Origin of the sequence: Endozoicomonas sp. ALD040 (genome assembly GCF_049275945.1) — a bacterium.
Taxonomy (GTDB): domain Bacteria; phylum Pseudomonadota; class Gammaproteobacteria; order Pseudomonadales; family Endozoicomonadaceae; genus Endozoicomonas_A.
In genome coordinates, this window is record NZ_CP184829.1 from 1,272,020 (window position 1) to 1,294,924 (window position 22,905).

Annotated in this window: 6 protein-coding genes; all 6 read right to left on the bottom strand. The window is 49.2% G+C overall.

Annotated elements, in window-relative coordinates; all coding sequences use genetic code 11:
• Positions 1-75: 75 nt before the first annotated feature.
• The gene (locus ACOJUN_RS04100; RefSeq protein ID WP_422135399.1) at positions 76-3,627 is read right to left on the bottom strand and encodes a transglutaminase-like domain-containing protein; all 3,552 of its coding nucleotides are present in this window, start codon (positions 3,625-3,627) and stop codon (positions 76-78) included.
• Positions 3,628-4,117: 490 nt separating this feature from the next.
• Entirely contained in the window at positions 4,118-4,240 is a 123-nt protein-coding gene (locus ACOJUN_RS04105) for a hypothetical protein (RefSeq protein ID WP_422135400.1), read from the bottom strand.
• A 2-nt stretch (positions 4,241-4,242) separates the two neighbouring features.
• Positions 4,243-6,513 carry a hypothetical protein gene (locus ACOJUN_RS04110; protein ID WP_422135401.1) on the bottom strand — a complete coding sequence of 757 codons (2,271 nt, stop codon included), beginning with the start codon at positions 6,511-6,513 and terminating at the stop codon, positions 4,243-4,245.
• A 232-nt stretch (positions 6,514-6,745) separates the two neighbouring features.
• Positions 6,746-7,183 carry a hypothetical protein gene (locus tag ACOJUN_RS04115; RefSeq protein ID WP_422135402.1) on the bottom strand — a complete coding sequence of 146 codons (438 nt, stop codon included), beginning with the start codon at positions 7,181-7,183 and terminating at the stop codon, positions 6,746-6,748.
• A gap of 140 nt (positions 7,184-7,323) precedes the next feature.
• On the bottom strand, positions 7,324-14,925 hold the full coding sequence (locus ACOJUN_RS04120; protein ID WP_422135403.1) for an AAA family ATPase: 7,602 nt from the start codon (positions 14,923-14,925) through the stop codon (positions 7,324-7,326).
• Between the two features lie 148 nt (positions 14,926-15,073).
• On the bottom strand, positions 15,074-22,660 hold the full coding sequence (locus ACOJUN_RS04125) for an AAA family ATPase (protein ID WP_422135404.1): 7,587 nt from the start codon (positions 22,658-22,660) through the stop codon (positions 15,074-15,076).
• Between the last annotated feature and the right edge of the window lie 245 nt (positions 22,661-22,905).

A 22,905-nucleotide genomic window follows, 5' to 3' on the forward strand; every position in this document is an offset into this window, starting at 1 on the left:
AAATAGGATTAAAGTTCCATTTTGACAGTTGCCTGTAACATTGAAGGAAGTCAACGACCTCGAAAAACTCTATGATCAGACATCCAATGAGTCCGACATCGAATTCAGGTTCACGCTGCTCAAAAACTCTTCGGCAATGGTTGTCAGCGTATCGGACCTCAGCACCAGGGCGTCACTGGCGTTTTGTGCCTGTCGCAAGTAGGCGTCCTTAACAAGTTTCTCTTTATGTCTAAAGCGACAAATATCAGACATCATGGCAAACAGCTCTTCTGGTGAGGATGGATCATGAGCGCCATAGCAAAAGTTATTGCTGTCATGGTTCATGCGAGAAAGCATGATAGTGTCAAGCCAACAATACGTTAAGCGACCGCCTTTTGACTGTGTCACTTCGTACAGATAATGACTGAAGGCATGTCTGATCGCTTGCTTGCATTTGTTTGTGAAGTCATCAAGAATTTTTTTCTCCTTATTCGACACCTTGAGGGGGGGCAGAGTCTGATTGGCTTTTTTCAATATCTGCTTAAACTCCGGCCTGTTCTCTGATTTTCGTTGCAGCAGGGCTTGAACCTTTTCCTCAATTGCAATTTCGCCCCAGTCGGGGCAACCGATAATAATCACCGGACGGTCTTTATCCCTGCTCGGGTTTAACTGTGAAAAAGCAGGCTGTTGCACCAGCATTCGTTCTATATCAGGAATGCCCTCAGGATTGTTCGTCCAGACGTCTTGTATAGAACGATGGGCCATCTGATTTTCAAGGGATGACGAAAACCCGTCATGGCAATGAGTGACGAGCAAGGTATCACGTTCTTGCCTCTGGTAGTGTTCATAATTCAAACGCCACACGCTACTGTGTTTTTCCCTGGACAACAATGCGTCATACCACTTTCTCAGACAGTGGGTGGCTTTAACCTTCAGTTCATCGATGCCTTCCAGAGCTTCCAATAGCCTGTGATGTTCAAAGGCACCGATAATATTTCTGTGATAATTTGGCACTGGATCCAGCCAACCCGATTCCATGGCTTTAAGTGCAAAGTGAATAACCGACGGTTTGGTCCGTTCGCTCTGATTCAATATAGACACCATTGATCTCAACCACTTGTTAGGATTTGCTCCACCCTGAATAATCATTCTTGAGTACAATGACTCGAGTTGTTCAGTGACCTGATCTTCATCATTGTCGAGCAAGATTTGTATGACTGCCTCCGACATCGGTTCATAGTCGCGATTCCTCCTGTACGATTCGTCGATTTGCACAGAATCGAATTCATACCTCGCGTCTATGAGGCCTTTTAACGGAGCCTTCGACATCGGTTTATCATTATGACTTTTACTGTTCTCATCCTGATCGTCGCGAGTCAGGGTACCGAGCAATTTCTTCTCATCATTGTTCAACGCTTTTGTCTCTGATAACAATGAGACACCCATGGCAAAACTGGTTAAATTTTTTTCTCCCCAAAGTTTTTTTACTATCTCGAAAATGCTTGGAATGCTTTCTGGCAATGCACTGTTTGTCAGAAAATATTTGCTCAGTTTCTCGGGGCTCGTATTCATGGCTCTGGCCAGCGTTTGCTGTTGTGATAAATCTGCCCCTTGCAGGAGATTCTTAATTGTTTTTAACGCAGCACTGGAACTTTGCAACGTTTTGGTGCGCTGAAATTTTGGTATCACTTTTGTGTCCTTTGTGGGCGCCCCGCCCAAATCCACTGACAGCCAGGTTTGGCCTCTATCCACTGAACACTCGGCAAAGGCGTGGGTATGGTTAGACATTTGCCGACATGGAATCCCGAAATAACGGCAAAGAGCGACAAAAACAGGCGCACGATGACGACAACGCCCTTGCCGCTGTGTTACCAGGAATTTAAAGAAATTCTCCCCGCGCTTTGGTTTAGTCACCCCGGAAAACTGCCGACAATACTCCTTGATTGCCTGAATGCGTTCTGCCGTGTCTTGAGCGTCTGCTATTTTCCGCAAAGGCTCCTGTATTTCAGGTGGTTGTTGGTCAATGTTCGTAAACAGTCCTTTCAGTACTTTTTTCATCCCTTTTGAACAGCGGGTGTGAAACCTTATCGATCGTTTTGAGCGAGCTTCTTTAGCCGATGCTTCCAAGTCCGGTTCTCTGGATTCTACGACATAAGAAATTTGAATACGCCGCCCCTTATTAGCTTTGGCCTTTGGAATAAACAGCGTGTGAAGCCCGGTATATTTGTCTCTTTTCAGGGTATATGGCAAATCGGGTTCTATACGCAGGGCCACGATATAGTCATCAGGCGTCAGGCTGGGTAATTCATATTGACCATCTTCTGATGACATCTTGAGGGTCGCCAGGGTTTGATTGCTGGCTAAGATCAATTCCTGATCACGCCCTCCTGGTAAAGGGTCAGGTGTGAGAGTTTCGACCTCCAGGAAGTGCAGGTCATTAATATCGACCGTTCTAATATTACCCTTGTCGGACACACAAACATCACTTGCCCACCAGCGATACATATGGGAAGGATGGTGCTGAGTCTTAAAAACTATTTCACTCTTAACTCGTGGCTTCTTCTCGCACTCATAGTCCGTGTCTCGTTCCAGGCCTATGAAATCTTTCTCGGAGAGTTCCTCGATGAATTTTTCATGAGCCTCATCAGCATTGATGGCTGAGGCTTTGTTAGTATAATCGTCCACCCGCTGGTTCGGCAGAGCACCCATCTGGTGCCAAAACGCAGACCCGTATTGAACTGCATTGGCGTTCCATGTGCTTATCCGCTGATCAGCTTCCTGAAGACAAGACCGGTAAGCGGGTAATTTTAGCGTTTTTTTCTCTTCTTCCGTCAGGGGAAATACGCTATTGGCGTCAATGCCCGTCTTGTCAAACTTACGATCAAACCAGCTTTGCTGCCAGTGTCGGTACAGTGCCCGGGTGAGAGCATTGTCCGACGGGTCCGGATTCAGGGAAAGACCGAATGCCTGCCATTGTGACTGAGCGACCATCCTGATGATTTCTGTTTTGGTTTTTTTTCCAGTCAGACCGGTCTTGAAACAAATCTCATGGTGTTTTTCATCAATACTGTTGCGATCACTGCGTCGTATCAACCATGGACGACTAATGCCCGATACCCTTTCGTTGAGCCATTTGCAAAGTCCGGAATCAAGTGCTCCTTTACCCATGACAAGAGCCGGTGACTTCGGCAGTTCCTCCAGCGACAGGTTGGCAGCCATCAGGTAAAGCCGGTAGTGCTGATTGAGGCATTGACGAAGTGCTTTTTCGCTAAAATTGCCTCCTCTTTTGACAGCCATGGCGACATTCTGTAAATCGCGGCTGGTGGGCTGTAACGGCAGGTCTTTGCGTTGCAGGCAGGCCCTTAAACGACAATGTTTTTCAGTCAGCCATTTGGCGACGAATTTCCCTTTTGGGGAGTTTGGCAACACTTTCTTGGCAATGTTCTGCAATTCTGTCGAGTTATACTGGCGGATCGGCAAATGCCGAAAACGTCCTTTCAGCGCCGGTGATAAGGGTTTTCGCCCGCTGTACTCAGGTGGGTTGATGGTGGCAAACAGGTGGAAACCCGGATGGGCGTCACCGGCCAGAATATCGTTTAACTCACCTTCCAGATGCTGGCTGTCGATCAGATTCATTTCCGAAATCACACGATGCCGCCTTCCACTTTTGCTTTCTGGATCGCTTCACACACTTTATCCCAGGAAAATCACAGGCATTCAGGAGAGAGACTGGCAGGATTTTGCGTTGGGCTGCTGTTGAATTAATCATAGGTTCAGCGTGGCATTAGCCGGCGGGCTTAATAGTTGCTGCGTGCGTGTTTGTGTGATGATAAGGCGACAGCGGTTAAATTGTCCAGTGAGTTAGAGGAGAGGAAGGGGGGGAGAGGGGGGGGGAGAAGGGAGGGGGGGGGGAGAAGAAGGGAGGGAGGGAGGAGAAGAGGAGATGAGGGGGGAAGAAGGAGGAATGGGGAAGGATGAGGATAGGGAGGATGGTTATTGGGAGATGTGATTGAAGAGGGTTCACCGTAGGAAAGCTGATCAGGCGGGGTAGTAAGCTGGGCAGTTTTTTTCAGGGCGGTCGAGTGGCGCCCGGATAATGATCCGATTACCGGTGAGAATCACCGGTGTTTTGCTGACTTTACAGGATGACCATTACATAGATCAGGGTTGGTTCATAACGTTCAATGATGCCAGTAATCCGTTGGCAGTTGGCTTCATCCAGAAAGTATGTATCTCCTCTTTGTCGATTTGGTTTGCCCATTATCAATGCCGGTTTTGTAATAGAGCGGTCGCCATCAGGTATTGTTGCCACTGCCAGCGTTTCATCAGGGTCTGTTCGCTGTCGGAAGGTCCAAGGGAAATGACTGAAGCCTGTCCCGAAGCCTTGGCCATTTTGGCAGAAAAGTAACTTTTCCCGGTGCCGGTTTCCCCTTGCAGGAAGATAACGGGAGAGTCGGTAAGCCGGTCATGAAGTCGGGATAATCGTCGGCTTTCACGATCTTTCTGACTTATCTCACTGTGATAAAGATCCCCGGCCAGTGCTGACAGGGGATTGTCTGTGGAGCCTGCCCATATAAGTGATTCAGCCAGTCGGTGTTCAATGCGTTCAATGCCTTCTGCCTCAGAATTCGCTGTTATGGCTTTATCAAGACAATCGGTGGCCAGAGCCTCAATGGCATCGGATCGCGTCTGCTCTGGTGGCAAACGTAACTGCCAGCCAGAAGCCAGTGCATCCTGCAAACGTTTAATTTGTCTTGATGGCCTGATGGTTAACGGTGGATAGCGTTTCGCTACCTCCGGATCGACTTTCAACTGATACGCCATGGCCTGACGAAGTTCATCAGGCAAAGGGGCCACAATCAGGGCACAGAGCTTGTCCAGAAAATTTTCCTTATGCCAAACGGAAACTGGTTCTTCATAGGACAACAGTAATCCTTTAGATTTACCGTTCTTGAATGCTGTCAGATCAATGGCTCTGGCCAATGGCCACAGGTTCTGCTCCAAAAACGCTCTATTCAACTGCGGGGCACTGTCGATGATGGCCGTTAACTGATCCGGGTCTACCGAGATAGGCTGATCCTTATCCGGCGTCCTATCCGGTAACAAGCTCCGGCAAGCCACTTTCATAAAATCCCTCACGGGTGGATTCTGCCGGGTGCCATGGGTGATGACGCTATTAATGGCCCTGCGCCAGTGGCGGGGTAAAAGCGATGAGGACTGATCAACCTGTTGTGCCCGCCGGGCAGCCATTATCAGGTTATTCAATAAGCCTTCGTTCAATTCAGGCAGAGGGTTACAAAGGTCGGCAGGTACGGTTTTAAACGCCTGATAAAGTTTATTAAGCGCTTGTTCTGGCAGCTCAGCCCGGGGGATTTCATGCCTGTCGGCATTGACAGCCCAGAGATCAACCTCGGGACAGGGTTCACCCTCGGCGACCAGCGAATGCAAGACCGGAGACGGACTTTTCGCAGACTCAGGCCAGAGTAAGGTGACACAAGCCTGTGGGTAGGCTTGTAATTGACCGTTCACCAACAAAGGTTGCCCAATAAACAGGGGCTCCAGAAGCTGCTGAAGCCTTGGGTTATGCTCGAGTCCCCGGAATACAATCGGTTCGCCAGCGCTCAATGCCTCCTGCAATTTACTCGGCTGTCGCCCAAAATGCGCCTGTTGTTCCGAAGTGATATGGATATTATCAAAGAGCTGACTAAAGCCGGTCTGTTCGCTGACCTGAATGACCAAAGGGGCTTCCTGCTGATTATTTAGCCAATGACTTGTCTGGGTATGTTGCTGATAAGTAACGGTATTAAAAGTGGCGTGATCTGTGATTGGCTGTTCATTGTTTTCTGTCAATCCCAGTGCTTTTGGTTGCTGTCTTGAATCAGTCACCTGAAGCCGGGGCTCCAGGCCGGTCGTCTCGCGAATCGTCTGCAGTGAACCCAGCAAATGAAACCAGTGTGCCTCAGTGAGGGTAGACGTTACGGCGACTACACCACCTGCCCGAATTTGTTCCAACAGACTGGTATTAGGGATTGCATAGCCTTCCGGGGCAATGGCAATCGGGCTCAGCCACTCCCTGACATTACTCTGGTTAATGATGATCGGGTTTGCTGATGCCTGGGCTTTATCAAGTTCTTGGTCACCTTCTTCATTATCAGAGTGAGACAGACTTTGGAACAGTGTATGAAGCTCCTCATTCCCTAACGGCATCTTATAAAACTGAACATCGTCGGGTAATGGACAGATCTTCCCGTTGCTCTCAACACACTGTTGCGCCAGCATCTGTCGAACCGTCTGTTCAAAGGCCAGATCCTGCCAATTGGCGCCTTTCAGAATCACCCGTTGTCCGGCCTTTAACGACTCAAGCTTGCCGGGGATGTGTCGGATTCGCCCTTGTTGATCCACTCCGGGGCCACCCAGCAATAACTGCCGCCAGCTGCTGTGCAAGTGGCAGTTAATAAGAAGGGTATTTTCGTCATCCATAGCACTTTCGGCAGAAGGGAGTTCAGCCAATAACTGAACCTCGTCGATATCCATCAATGAGGCATTGCCGGTCGTTTCGTTGAACTGCCAGGTTTGCCCGGTCGTTTTCGCCGCAGATACCGGGTGCCTGGCCCCCGATGCTTGTCACGTCGCCAACTGATGCAACTGGAGGGTCGCCAACACCAAGAACATGCCCAAAGGACGTTTTTTGTTGCTGACTTGTCGTACAGGCAGGGGTTAGGTAGTAGATCGTTAAAGGAGTTCTTCGCTGGTGAGTTGTCGAATTCTATACCAGTATTAATGGCTGTGAACTTTCAAAGAGCTTGCCAGAGCTCAGAGTGTGGCGACCCTCTTCGGAAATACTCAACCGGCTAACCAGATTAGCCTCTGAGAGGTCGTCGGGGTGGGATATAACAGTAACATCCTGATGTTTATCGCAGGTCCTGGCAATCAGAAGTTGTCGAACCTCATCATCACTGGCGACAAAACGAAAATCGAAGGCATGAGGAGCCTTTTGGAGCGACGAATCCGTTGCGGATACGATTCTCGTTTTGTCAGGCAGGCCTCTCGAAGTTGGCGATATATTGAGTCTGGCAGTTACACCGGTGACCTCAGCAATCTCTGGTTTTAAATCCAGCTTTGCTCTTTTGGGTGGTATGCCGCCATCAGGCTTTTCAGTCTTAAAAACAGGGTTGTTTGTTTTTCCATTGATCTGACCATCCATAGCCAATCTCCTCTACTGCTTTCCTTTGCAGGAGTGTTATGAAACTGTATTACTATTTGACCTTAAAATAGGATTAAAGTTCCATTTTGACAGTTGCCTGTAACATTGAAGGAAGTCAACGACCTCGAAAAACTCTATGATCAGACATCCAATGAGTCCGACATCGAATTCAGGTTCACGCTGCTCAAAAACTCTTCGGCAATGGTTGTCAGCGTATCGGACCTCAGCACCAGGGCGTCACTGGCGTTTTGTGCCTGTCGCAAGTAGGCGTCCTTAACAAGTTTCTCTTTATGTCTAAAGCGACAAATATCAGACATCATGGCAAACAGCTCTTCTGGTGAGGATGGATCATGAGCGCCATAGCAAAAGTTATTGCTGTCATGGTTCATGCGAGAAAGCATGATAGTGTCAAGCCAACAATACGTTAAGCGACCGCCTTTTGACTGTGTCACTTCGTACAGATAATGACTGAAGGCATGTCTGATCGCTTGCTTGCATTTGTTTGTGAAGTCATCAAGAATTTTTTTCTCCTTATTCGACACCTTGAGGGGGGGCAGAGTCTGATTGGCTTTTTTCAATATCTGCTTAAACTCCGGCCTGTTCTCTGATTTTCGTTGCAGCAGGGCTTGAACCTTTTCCTCAATTGCAATTTCGCCCCAGTCGGGGCAACCGATAATAATCACCGGACGGTCTTTATCCCTGCTCGGGTTTAACTGTGAAAAAGCAGGCTGTTGCACCAGCATTCGTTCTATATCAGGAATGCCCTCAGGATTGTTCGTCCAGACGTCTTGTATAGAACGATGGGCCATCTGATTTTCAAGGGATGACGAAAACCCGTCATGGCAATGAGTGACGAGCAAGGTATCACGTTCTTGCCTCTGGTAGTGTTCATAATTCAAACGCCACACGCTACTGTGTTTTTCCCTGGACAACAATGCGTCATACCACTTTCTCAGACAGTGGGTGGCTTTAACCTTCAGTTCATCGATGCCTTCCAGAGCTTCCAATAGCCTGTGATGTTCAAAGGCACCGATAATATTTCTGTGATAATTTGGCACTGGATCCAGCCAACCCGATTCCATGGCTTTAAGTGCAAAGTGAATAACCGACGGTTTGGTCCGTTCGCTCTGATTCAATATAGACACCATTGATCTCAACCACTTGTTAGGATTTGCTCCACCCTGAATAATCATTCTTGAGTACAATGACTCGAGTTGTTCAGTGACCTGATCTTCATCATTGTCGAGCAAGATTTGTATGACTGCCTCCGACATCGGTTCATAGTCGCGATTCCTCCTGTACGATTCGTCGATTTGCACAGAATCGAATTCATACCTCGCGTCTATGAGGCCTTTTAACGGAGCCTTCGACATCGGTTTATCATTATGACTTTTACTGTTCTCATCCTGATCGTCGCGAGTCAGGGTACCGAGCAATTTCTTCTCATCATTGTTCAACGCTTTTGTCTCTGATAACAATGAGACACCCATGGCAAAACTGGTTAAATTTTTTTCTCCCCAAAGTTTTTTTACTATCTCGAAAATGCTTGGAATGCTTTCTGGCAATGCACTGTTTGTCAGAAAATATTTGCTCAGTTTCTCGGGGCTCGTATTCATGGCTCTGGCCAGCGTTTGCTGTTGTGATAAATCTGCCCCTTGCAGGAGATTCTTAATTGTTTTTAACGCAGCACTGGAACTTTGCAACGTTTTGGTGCGCTGAAATTTTGGTATCACTTTTGTGTCCTTTGTGGGCGCCCCGCCCAAATCCACTGACAGCCAGGTTTGGCCTCTATCCACTGAACACTCGGCAAAGGCGTGGGTATGGTTAGACATTTGCCGACATGGAATCCCGAAATAACGGCAAAGAGCGACAAAAACAGGCGCACGATGACGACAACGCCCTTGCCGCTGTGTTACCAGGAATTTAAAGAAATTCTCCCCGCGCTTTGGTTTAGTCACCCCGGAAAACTGCCGACAATACTCCTTGATTGCCTGAATGCGTTCTGCCGTGTCTTGAGCGTCTGCTATTTTCCGCAAAGGCTCCTGTATTTCAGGTGGTTGTTGGTCAATGTTCGTAAACAGTCCTTTCAGTACTTTTTTCATCCCTTTTGAACAGCGGGTGTGAAACCTTATCGATCGTTTTGAGCGAGCTTCTTTAGCCGATGCTTCCAAGTCCGGTTCTCTGGATTCTACGACATAAGAAATTTGAATACGCCGCCCCTTATTAGCTTTGGCCTTTGGAATAAACAGCGTGTGAAGCCCGGTATATTTGTCTCTTTTCAGGGTATATGGCAAATCGGGTTCTATACGCAGGGCCACGATATAGTCATCAGGCGTCAGGCTGGGTAATTCATATTGACCATCTTCTGATGACATCTTGAGGGTCGCCAGGGTTTGATTGCTGGCTAAGATCAATTCCTGATCACGCCCTCCTGGTAAAGGGTCAGGTGTGAGAGTTTCGACCTCCAGGAAGTGCAGGTCATTAATATCGACCGTTCTAATATTACCCTTGTCGGACACACAAACATCACTTGCCCACCAGCGATACATATGGGAAGGATGGTGCTGAGTCTTAAAAACTATTTCACTCTTAACTCGTGGCTTCTTCTCGCACTCATAGTCCGTGTCTCGTTCCAGGCCTATGAAATCTTTCTCGGAGAGTTCCTCGATGAATTTTTCATGAGCCTCATCAGCATTGATGGCTGAGGCTTTGTTAGTATAATCGTCCACCCGCTGGTTCGGCAGAGCACCCATCTGGTGCCAAAACGCAGACCCGTATTGAACTGCATTGGCGTTCCATGTGCTTATCCGCTGATCAGCTTCCTGAAGACAAGACCGGTAAGCGGGTAATTTTAGCGTTTTTTTCTCTTCTTCCGTCAGGGGAAATACGCTATTGGCGTCAATGCCCGTCTTGTCAAACTTACGATCAAACCAGCTTTGCTGCCAGTGTCGGTACAGTGCCCGGGTGAGAGCATTGTCCGACGGGTCCGGATTCAGGGAAAGACCGAATGCCTGCCATTGTGACTGAGCGACCATCCTGATGATTTCTGTTTTGGTTTTTTTTCCAGTCAGACCGGTCTTGAAACAAATCTCATGGTGTTTTTCATCAATACTGTTGCGATCACTGCGTCGTATCAACCATGGACGACTAATGCCCGATACCCTTTCGTTGAGCCATTTGCAAAGTCCGGAATCAAGTGCTCCTTTACCCATGACAAGAGCCGGTGACTTCGGCAGTTCCTCCAGCGACAGGTTGGCAGCCATCAGGTAAAGCCGGTAGTGCTGATTGAGGCATTGACGAAGTGCTTTTTCGCTAAAATTGCCTCCTCTTTTGACAGCCATGGCGACATTCTGTAAATCGCGGCTGGTGGGCTGTAACGGCAGGTCTTTGCGTTGCAGGCAGGCCCTTAAACGACAATGTTTTTCAGTCAGCCATTTGGCGACGAATTTCCCTTTTGGGGAGTTTGGCAACACTTTCTTGGCAATGTTCTGCAATTCTGTCGAGTTATACTGGCGGATCGGCAAATGCCGAAAACGTCCTTTCAGCGCCGGTGATAAGGGTTTTCGCCCGCTGTACTCAGGTGGGTTGATGGTGGCAAACAGGTGGAAACCCGGATGGGCGTCACCGGCCAGAATATCGTTTAACTCACCTTCCAGATGCTGGCTGTCGATCAGATTCATTTCCGAAATCACCACGATGCCGCCTTCCACTTTTGCTTTCTGGATCGCTTCACACACTTTATCCCAGGAACAATCACAGGCATTCAGGAGAGAGACCCCTGGCATGGATTCTTGCCGTTGCCTGGCCTGCTGTCTGACACTTTCAATCATCAGGTTCAGCGTGGCATCCTTACCCCGCCCGGCTGGGCCTTCAATCAACGTTGCTTGTCGTCCGCCGTGTTTTCTGTCGTGATGATAAGCCTGCTGACAGCGGCTTAAATCCTGTCCCAGCCCTTGCACCAGTTCAATGACTGCCGATCCGGAGGTATCAAACTCAGGTTGGAATTTTTTGGTGTATGCTCCGAAGTCTCGCTGAATATCTGGCAGGGTGTAGTTATGAACTTTGTCGCGCAGGGTGTTGTCCTGTTGGTAACGGGCAGCAAACCAGACTTCCAGTGCCGTGAGGGCATCCTGTTGAGTCTCGCTGATTTCAGGACCCAGCACATCCCGGAAACTCTGCCGGATCAAACTGTTCATTTGCTCACAGCTAACACTGTCGCCTTCCGACAACGCACGATCCAGATACCAGCCCACCCAACTGCAGATATCCGTTAAATCCCTGGGAGTAAACTCATGCTCGGGCAACAGCTCCTGATAATATTGCCACAGAGCCATCAGGCTCTTGGTGGCACTGCGTGCAATGTCGTTTATTTGCTGCTCCGGCAGATGCCGTTGTGATAAATGATTGACCAGAGCCGGTTCCACCACCCTGTCCTCAAGGAAAGCCTGATCCAGGCGTGGGTAATAAGCCCTGGGCAGTTTCTCTTTCAGGGCCGGATCGAGCTGGCGCCCGGAGTAATGATCCGAATTGCCGGTGAGAATCACCCGGTGTTTTGGGCTGACCGGAACAGGGTGACCATTGACATAGATGCAAGGCTTTGGCTCCCATAAGCCGTTCAATGACGCCAGTAATCCGGTTTTAGCCAGGTTGGCTTCATCCAGAACCAGAGTAATGTATTCTCCATCTGTGTCCTCTGGGATAGTAGCCCATTCCATCAGAGTCCGGTTTTGTTGCATCATAGAGCGGTCGCCATCGGTATGCTCCCGCCACTGCCAGCGTTTCATCAGGGTCTGTTCGCTGTCGGAAGGTCCAAGGGAAATGACCTTAGCCTGTCCTGAAGCCTCTGCCATCTTTGCTGAAAAGTAACTTTTCCCGGTGCCGGTTTCTCCTTGCAGAAATATAACGGGAGAGTCCGTAAGCCGGTCATGAAGTCGCGATAATCGACGACTTTCACGATCTTTCTGACTTATCTTGCCGTGATAAAGATCCCGGGCCAGTGCTGACAGGGGCATATCAGCGGAACCCTGCCATTTCAGTGATTCAGACAGTCGATTTTCAATACGTTCAATGCGCTCTGCCTCGGAATTCGTTGTTCTGGCCATGTGGAAACAATCGGTGGCCAGAGCCTGAATGGCATCGGATCGGATCTGCCCTTGTGACAAAGGTAAATGCCAGCCGCAAGCCAGTCCGTCCTGCAAACGTTTGATCTGTCTTTCTGGCCTGATGGTTAACGATGAATATTGCTCTGTTGCCTTCGGATCAACTTCCAACTGATAGGCTATGGTCTGTCGTTGTTGTTCAGGCGCATGAGCCAGGATCATGGCACAGAGCCTGTCCAGAGCTTTTTTGTCAGCCGATTGTGGAAACGGACTTTTATAGGACAGTTGTAATTCGGTACCTTTAAATACTGCCGGGTCAAAGGCTCGGGCCAGTGGCCATAGGTTCTGCTCCACAAACTCTCTATCCAAATGCCGGGCACTGTTGATGATGGCAGTTAACTGATCCGGGTCTACCGAGGCGGCCTGACCCTCTTGCGGCTTCTGATGAGCATCTGGCGTGTTATCCGGTAACAATTGCCAACAAGCCACTTTCATAAAATCACGCACGGATGGATTTTGCCGGGTGCCATGGGTGATGACGCTATTGATGGCTTTGCGCCAGTGGCGGGGTAAAAGCTGTTGGGACTGGTCCACCTGTTTTGCCCGCCGGGCAGCCAGTATCAGATTATTCAACAACCCTTCGGTGATTTCAGGCAGAGCATTACAAAGGCCAACAGGTACGGTTTTAAACGCTTCGTAAAGTTTATCAAGTGCTTGTTCTGGTACCTCGGTACGGGTAATACCGTGCCTGGAGGCGCTGATACCCCAAAGATCAACCTTGGAACACGGCTTACCCCTGGCAATCATTGCACGAAATACCGAAGACGGGCTTTTTGCAGAATCAGGCCAGAGTATTGTGACATGAGCTTTTGGGTAGGCCTGCAATTGGCCATTCACTAGCAGAGGTTGTCCCACAACCAGAGGTTCCAGAAGCTGCTGAAGCCTTGGATTACTCTCCAGTCCCCGAACAACAACCGGCGTGCCAGCGATTAATGCCTCCTGCAATTTACTCTGAAGTCGTCCAAAATGGGCCTTTTGTTCCGAGGTGATATGGATATTATCAAATAGCTCACTGAAGCTGGTTTGTTCATTGACCTGAATAACCAGAGGTGCTCCCCGCTGATTATTCAGCCAATGACTTGCCTGGGCATGTTGCTGATAAGTGAAGGTATTAAAAGCAGCATGATCTTTAACTTTTTTCTGTGGCTGTTGGCTCCCGGGCAAAGGGTGCTCATCGTTTTTTGTCAATCCCAGGGCATTCGGCTGCTTTTTCCAATGCGCCACCTGAAGTCGGGGCTCCAGACCAGTCGTTTCGCGAATAGTCTGCAGTGAGCCCAGTAAACAAAACCATTCTGCCTGAGTGAGGGGAGACGTTACGGTGACGGTACCACCCGCCCGAACTTGCTCCAACAGACAGGTGTTAGGGGTGGCATAGCCTCCGGGAGCAATTGCAATGGGGCTCAGCCAATCCGTGATATTATTCTCGTTAATGATGATCGGGTTTCGTGGTGCGTGCTTTTTATCAAGTCCTTTGTCATCTTCTTTATAAGAGTGAGACAGGCTTTGGTACAATGAATGAAGCTCGTCCTTCCCTACCGGCATCTGATAAAACTGAACATTGTCGGGTAACTGACAAATCTTGCCGTTGCTCTCGAAGCTCTGTTGCGCCAACATCTGTCGAATCGTCTGTTCAAAGGCCAGATCATCCCAGTTGGCGCCTTTCAGAATCACTCGTTGTCCGGCCTTTAATGACTCAAGTCTGCCGGGCAGGTGCCGGATTCGCCCTTTTTCATCCACTCCGGGGCCGCCCAGAAGCAACTGTCGCCAGTGGCTGTGCAGGTGACAGTCAATAACAAGGGTATTGTCGTTATCCATGGTGCTCTCAGCGGGAGAGAATTCAGCCAATACCGGAGGAACACTGTCGATGTTTATTGCCCGGGCATTGCCGGTCTGAGCATCGAAATGCCAGGAATTGCCCGGTCGATTAATTCGCCGCCAGAAATCAGCCCCCGGAACGTCGACCGCCGGAGCGCCTTCACACTGGCCAACTGATGCCAACTGTGCAGGGTCTGCCAGCACCAATAGAGAGACATGGTCGCCCAGAAGGCGTTTCTCCTGAGTGACTTTGTCGTACAGACAAGGGTTATCTGGGTCCAGTAGATCGTTAAATTTGGGCAGTTCTTCACCGGTGAGTTTTCGAATATCTATCACCAGTGTCAATGGCTGTGAACTTTCAAAGAGCCTGCCTGAACGCAGAGTGTGGCGACCCTCTTCGGAAATACTCAACCGGCTCACCAGATTAGCCTGTGAGAGATCGTCGGGGTGGGAAATAACAGTTACATCCTGATGTTTATCGCAGGTCCTGGCAATCAGAAGTTGTCGAACCTCATCATCACTGGCGACAAAACAAAAATCGAAGGAATGAGTAGACTTTTGGAGCGACGAATCCGTTGTGGATACGGTTCTCGTTTTGTCAGGCAGGCCTCTCGAAGTTGGCGATATATTGAGTCTGGCAGTCACACCGGTGACCTCTGCAATCTCTGGTTTTAAATCCAGCTTTGCTCTTTTGGATGGTATGCCGCCATCAGGCTTTTCAGTCTTAAAAACAGGGTTGTTTGTTTTTCCATTGATCTGACCATCCATAGCCAATCTCCTCTACTGCTTTCCTTTGAAGGAGTGTTTTGAAACTGTACAGTTATTTGACCTTGAGATTGGATGAAAGTTCCATTTGGACAGTTGCCTGTAACCATTGAAGCAAGTCAACGACCTCGAAAAACTCATCGTGACCAGACTATGTTCTGATATCCAATGAGTCAGCCATCGAATTCAGGTTCATGCTGCTCAAAAACTCTTTGGCAATGAATGTCAGCTCATCGGACCTCAGTACCAGGGCATCACTGGCGTTTTGTGCCTGTCGCAAGTAGGCGTCCTTAACAAGTTTCTCTCGATGGCTAAAGCTACAAATATCAGACATCATGGCAAACAGCTCCTCTGGTGAGGATGGATCATGAGCGCCATAGTCAAAGTTATCGCTGTCACGGTTTCTGTGAGAATGCATGACAGCGTCAACCCAACAATACGTTAAGCGACCGCCTTTTGACTGTGTCACTTCGTAAAGATAATGACTGAAGGCATGTCTGATCGCTTGCTCGCATTTGTTTGTGAAGTCATCAAGAATTTTTTTCTCCTCGTCCGACACCTTGAGGGGGGGCAGAATCTGATTGGCTTTTTCCAATATCTGCTTCAACTCCGGCCTGTTCTCTGCTTTTCGTTGCAGCAGGGCTTGAACCTTTTCCTTAATTGCAATTTCGTCCCATTTGGGGCAACCGATAATAATTGCCGGACGGTGTTTTTCCCTGCCCGAGTTTAACTGTGAAAAAGCAGGCAGTTGCACCAGCATTCGTTCTATATTCGGAATGCCCTCAGGATTGTTCGTCCAGACGTCTTCTATAGAATGATGGGCAATTTGATTTTCAAGGGATGACGAAAACCCGTCATGGCAATGAGTGACGAACAAGGTGTCAGGTTCTTGCCTCTGGTAGTGTTCATAATTCAAACGCCACACCCTACTGTGTTTTTCCCTGGACAACAATGCTTCATACCACTTTCTCAGACAATGGGTGGCTTTAACCTTCAGCTCATCGATGCCTTCCAGAGCTTCCAGTAGCTCATGATGTTCAGAGGCTCTGATAATATTTATGTCATAATCTGGCACTGGATCCAGCCAACCCGATTCCATGGCTTTAAGGGCAAAGTGAATAACCGACGGTTTGGTCAGGTCGCTCTGACCCAATATAGACACCATTGATCTCAACCAGTTGTTAGGATTTGCTCCGCCCTGAATAATCATTCTTGAGTACAATGACTCGAGTTGTTCAGTGACCTGATCTTCATCATTGTCGAGCAAGATTTGTATGACTGCCTCAGACATCGGTTCATAATCGCGACTCCTCCCGTCCCATTCCCAATCGTCGATTTGCACAGAATCGATCGGAGCCTCCGACATCGGTTTATCATTATGACTTTTACTGTTCTCATCCTGATCGTCGCGAGCCACAGTACCGAGCAATTTCTTGTCGTCATTACTCAACGCTTTTGTCTCTGATAACGCTGAGATACCCATGGCAAAACTGGTTAAATTTTTTTCTCCCCAAAGTTTTTTTACCATCTTGAAAATGCTTGGAATTCTTTCTGGCAATGCACTGTTTGTCAGAAAAGGTTTGCCCGGTTTCTCGGGGCTCGTACTCATGGCTTTAGCCAGAGTTTGCTGTTGTGATAAATCTGCCCCTTCCGGGAGATTCTTAAATGTCTTTAACTCAGCGCTGGTACTTTGCAACGTTCTGGTGCGCTGAAATTTTGGTATCACTTTTGTGTTCTTTGTGGGCGCTCCGCCCAAATCCACTGACAGCCAGGTTTGGCCTCCATCCTCGGAACACTCGGCAAAGGCGTGTGTATTGTTAAACATTTGCCGACATGGAATCTTGAAATAACGGCAAAGAGCGACAAAAACAGGCGCACGATGACGACAACGCCCTTGCCGCTGTGTTACCAGGAATTTAAAGAAATTCTCCCCGCGCTTTGGTTTAGTCACCCCGGAAAACTGCCGACAATACTCCTTGATTGCCTGAATGCGTTCTGCCGTGTCTTGAGCGTCTGCTATTTTCCGCAAAGGCTCCTGTATTTCAGGTGGTTGTTGGTCAATGTTCGTAAACAGTCCTTTCAGTACTTTTTTCATCCCTTTTGAACAGCGGGTGTGAAACCTTATCGATCGTTTTGAGCGAGCTTCTTTAGCCGATGCTTCCAAGTCCGGTTCTCTGGATTCTACGACATAAGAAATTTGAATACGCCGCCCCTTATTAGCTTTGGCCTTTGGAATAAACAGCGTGTGAAGCCCGGTATATTTGTCTCTTTTCAGGGTATATGGCAAATCGGGTTCTATACGCAGGGCCACGATATAGTCATCAGGCGTCAGGCTGGGTAATTCATATTGACCATCTTCTGATGACATCTTGAGGGTCGCCAGGGTTTGATTGCTGGCTAAGATCAATTCCTGATCACGCCCTCCTGGTAAAGGGTCAGGTGTGAGAGTTTCGACCTCCAGGAAGTGCAGGTCATTAATATCGACCGTTCTAATATTACCCTTGTCGGACACACAAACATCACTTGCCCACCAGCGATACATATGGGAAGGATGGTGCTGAGTCTTAAAAACTATTTCACTCTTAACTCGTGGCTTCTTCTCGCACTCATAGTCCGTGTCTCGTTCCAGGCCTATGAAATCTTTCTCGGAGAGTTCCTCGATGAATTTTTCATGAGCCTCATCAGCATTGATGGCTGAGGCTTTGTTAGTATAATCGTCCACCCGCTGGTTCGGCAGAGCACCCATCTGGTGCCAAAACGCAGACCCGTATTGAACTGCATTGGCGTTCCATGTGCTTATCCGCTGATCAGCTTCCTGAAGACAAGACCGGTAAGCGGGTAATTTTAGCGTTTTTTTCTCTTCTTCCGTCAGGGGAAATACGCTATTGGCGTCAATGCCCGTCTTGTCAAACTTACGATCAAACCAGCTTTGCTGCCAGTGTCGGTACAGTGCCCGGGTGAGAGCATTGTCCGACGGGTCCGGATTCAGGGAAAGACCGAATGCCTGCCATTGTGACTGAGCGACCATCCTGATGATTTCTGTTTTGGTTTTTTTTCCAGTCAGACCGGTCTTGAAACAAATCTCATGGTGTTTTTCATCAATACTGTTGCGATCACTGCGTCGTATCAACCATGGACGACTAATGCCCGATACCCTTTCGTTGAGCCATTTGCAAAGTCCGGAATCAAGTGCTCCTTTACCCATGACAAGAGCCGGTGACTTCGGCAGTTCCTCCAGCGACAGGTTGGCAGCCATCAGGTAAAGCCGGTAGTGCTGATTGAGGCATTGACGAAGTGCTTTTTCGCTAAAATTGCCTCCTCTTTTGACAGCCATGGCGACATTCTGTAAATCGCGGCTGGTGGGCTGTAACGGCAGGTCTTTGCGTTGCAGGCAGGCCCTTAAACGACAATGTTTTTCAGTCAGCCATTTGGCGACGAATTTCCCTTTTGGGGAGTTTGGCAACACTTTCTTGGCAATGTTCTGCAATTCTGTCGAGTTATACTGGCGGATCGGCAAATGCCGAAAACGTCCTTTCAGCGCCGGTGATAAGGGTTTTCGCCCGCTGTACTCAGGTGGGTTGATAGTGGCAAACAGGTGGAAACCCGGATGGGCGTCACCGGCCAGAATATCGTTTAACTCACCTTCCAGATGCTGGCTGTCGATCAGATTCATTTCCGAAATCACCACGATGCCGCCTTCCACTTTTGCTTTCTGGATCGCTTCACACACTTTATCCCAGGAACAATCACAGGCATTCAGGAGAGAGACCCCTGGCATGGATTCTTGCCGTTGCCTGGCCTGCTGTCTGACACTTTCAATCATCAGGTTCAGCGTGGCATCCTTACCCCGCCCGGCTGGGCCTTCAATCAACGTTGCTTGTCGTCCGCCGTGTTTTCTGTCGTGATGATAAGCCTGCTGACAGCGGCTTAAATCCTGTCCCAGCCCTTGCACCAGTTCAATGACTGCCGATCCGGAGGCATCAAACTCAGGTCGGAATTTTTTGGTGTATGCTCCGAAGTCTCGCTGAATATCTGGCAGGGTGTAGTTATGAACTTTGTCGCGCAGGGTGTTGTCCGGGTGGTAACGGGCAGCAAACCAGATTTCCAGTGCCGAAAGGGCATCCTGTTGAGTCTCGCTGATTTCGGGACCCAGTACATCCCGAAAACTTTGCTGGATCAAACTGTTCACTTGCTCACAGCTAACACTGTCGCCTTCCGACAACGCACGATCCAGATACCAACCCACCCAGCTACAGATGTCGGTTAAATCCCTGGGGGTAAACTCATGCTCGGGCAACAGCTCCTGATAATATTGCCACAGAGCCATCAGGCTCTTGGTGGCACTGCGTGCAATGTCGTTTATTTGCTGCTCCGGCAGATGCCGTTGTGATAAATGATTGACCAGAGCCGGTTCCACCACCCTGTCCTCAAGGAAAGCCTGATCCAGGCGTGGGTAATAAGCCCTGGGCAGTTTCTCTTTCAGGGCCGGATCGAGCTGGCGCCCGGAGTAATGATCCGAATTGCCGGTGAGAATCACCCGGTGTTTTGGGCTGACCGGAACAGGGTGACCATTGACATAGATGCAAGGCTTTGGCTCCCATAAGCCGTTCAATGACGCCAGTAATCCGGTTTTAGCCAGGTTGGCTTCATCCAGAACCAGAGTAATGTATTCTCCATCTGTGTCCTCTGGGATAGTAGCCCATTCCATCAGAGTCCGGTTTTGTTGCATCATAGAGCGGTCGCCATCGGTATGCTCCCGCCACTGCCAGCGTTTCATCAGGGTCTGTTCGCTGTCGGAAGGTCCAAGGGAAATGACCTTAGCCTGTCCTGAAGCCTCTGCCATCTTTGCTGAAAAGTAACTTTTCCCGGTGCCGGTTTCTCCCTGCAGAAATATAACGGGAGAGTCCGTAAGCCGGTCATGGAGTCGCGATAATCGACGACTTTCACGATCTTTCTGACTTATCTTGCCGTGATAAAGATCCCGGGCCAGTGCTGACAGGGGCATATCAGCGGAACCCTGCCATTTCAGTGATTCAGACAGTCGATTTTCAATACGTTCAATGCGCTCTGCCTCGGAATTCGTTGTTCTGGCCATGTGGAAACAATCGGTGGCCAGAGCCTGAATGGCATCGGATCGGATCTGCCCTTGTGACAAAGGTAAATGCCAGCCGCAAGCCAGTCCGTCCTGCAAACGTTTGATCTGTCTTTCTGGCCTGATGGTTAACGATGAATATTGCTCTGTTGCCTTCGGATCAACTTCCAACTGATAGGCTATGGTCTGTCGTTGTTGTTCAGGCGCATGGGCCAGGATCATGGCACAGAGCCTGTCCAGAGCTTTTTTGTCAGCCGATTGTGGAAACGGACTTTTATAGGACAGTTGTAATTCGGTACCTTTAAATACTGCCGGGTCAAAGGCTCGGGCCAGTGGCCATAGGTTCTGCTCCACAAACTCTCTATCCAAATGCCGGGCACTGTTGATGATGGCAGTTAACTGATCCGGGTCTACCGAGGCGGCCTGAGCCTCTTGCGGCTTCTGATGAGCATCCGGCGTGTTATCCGGTAACAAGTGCCAACAAGCCACTTTCATAAAATCACGCACGGATGGATTTTGCCGGGTGCCATGGGTGATGACGCTATTGATGGCTTTGCGCCAGTGGCGGGGTAAAAGCTGTTGGGACTGGTCCACCTGTTTTGCCCGCCGGGCAGCCAGTATCAGATTATTCAACAACCCTTCGGTGATTTCAGGCAGAGCATTACAAAGGCCAACAGGTACGGTTTTAAACGCTTCGTAAAGTTTATCAAGTGCTTGTTCTGGCACCTCGGTTCGGGCGATACCATGCCTGGAGGCGCTGATACCCCAAAGATCAACCTTGGGACACGGCTTACTCCTGGCAACCATTGCACGAAATACCGAAGACGGGCTTTTTGCAGAATCAGGCCAGAGTACTGTGATATGAGCTTGTGGGTAGGCCTGCAATTGGCCATTGAGCAACAGAGGCTGGCCAACCACCAGAGGTTCCAGACGCTGCTGAAGCTCCGGATTACTCTCCAGTCCCCGAAAAATAACCGGCGTGCCAGCGATTAATGCCTCCTGCAATTTACTCTGACGTCGTCCAAAATGGGCCTTTTGTTCCGAGGTGATATGGATATTATCAAATAGCTCACTGAAGCTGGTTTGTTCATTGACCTGAATAACCAGAGGTGCTCCCCGCTGATTATTCAGCCAATGACTTGCCTGGGCATGTTGCTGATAAGTGAAGGTATTAAAAGCAGCATGATCTTTAACTTTTTTCTGTGGCTGTTGGCTCCCGGGCAAAGGGTGCTCATCGTTTTTTGTCAATCCCAGGGCATTCGGCTGCTTTTTCCAATGCGCCACCTGAAGTCGGGGCTCCAGACCAGTCGTTTCGCGAATAGTCTGCAGTGAGCCCAGTAAACAAAACCATTCTGCCTCAGTGAGGGGAGACGTGACGGTGACGGTACCACCCGCCCGAACTTGCTCCAACAGACAGGTGTTAGGGGTGGCATAGCCTCCGGGAGCAATTGCAATGGGGCTCAGCCAATCCGTGATATTATTCTCGTTAATGATGATCGGGTTTCGTGGTGCGTGCTTTTTATCAAGTCCTTTGTCATCTTCTTTATAAGAGTGAAACAGGCTTTGGTAGAATGAATGAAGCTCGTCCTTCCCTACCGGCATCTGATAAAACTGAACATTGTCGGGTAACTGACAAATCTTGCCGTTGCTCTCGAAGCTCTGTTGCGCCAGCATCTGTCGAATCGTCTGTTCAAAGGCCAGATCATCCCAGTTGGCGCCTTTCAGAATCACTCGTTGTCCGGCCTTTAATGACTCAAGTCTGCCGGGCAGGTGCCGGATTCGCCCTTTTTCATCCACTCCGGGGCCGCCCAGAAGCAACTGTCGCCAGTGGCTGTGCAGGTGACAGTCAATAACAAGGGTATTGTCGTTATCCATGGTGCTCTCAGCGGGAGAGAATTCAGCCAATACCGGAGGAACACTGTCGATGTTTATTGCCCGGGCATTGCCGGCCTGAGCATCGAAATGCCAGGAATTGCCCGGTCGATTAATTCGCCGCCAGAAGTCAGCACCCGGTGCGCCGGCCGCCGGAGCGCCGGCCCCCGAAGCATCTTCACAATGGCCAACTGATGCCAACTGTGCAGGGTCTGCCACGACCAATAGAGAAACATGCTTGCCCAGGGGGCGTTTCTTACGGCTGACTTTGTCGTACAGACAGGGGTTATCGGGGTCCAGCAGGTCGTTAAATTTTGGCAGTGCTTTGCTGGCGAGCTTTCGGATATCTATTACCAGGGTAAATGGCTGTGAACCTTCAAACAGTTTGCCCGGATACAGCCTGTGGCGACCATCACCGGAAATGCTCAGTCGGCTCACCAGGTTAGCCTGTGAGAGGTCATCGGGATGAGAAATAAGGGTGACTTCCCGATGTTCATCGCGGGTCTGGGCAACTAAAAGCTGTCGCACCTGATCATTACTGGCGACAAAACGAAAATCGAAGGCGTGAGGGGGCCTTTGAGTCGCGGAGTCCTTTGAAGATACGGTTCTCACTCTGTCCGGCGAAGCAACCGGAGGTGCCGATCCATTGAGTTTGGGCGTTACACCAGGGCAGACATCCGTATTTTTTGACGATAAATACAGACTTGCTCCCCTGGCTGGCATGCCACCATCAGGAACGGGGTAATTTATTTTCTCACCAATACGACCATCCATAGTCAATCTTCCTCCCTACAGTCATTTGCAGGAATAAATTAAAGCTGTTTAATTATTTGACCTTAAGAAAGTACTAAAGTTCCGTTTTGATGATTATCCCTGGTGAGGAAAGAAAGTCAGCGGAGAAGAAAGTCAGCGATCTCAAAAAACGCATCATGAACTGATATCCCAGTGCTGACGGGCAGCGTAGCTGACCCCGCCAAGCGAGTTCGTTATGCGCGTTCTATTTTTTGTCCGTGTACATG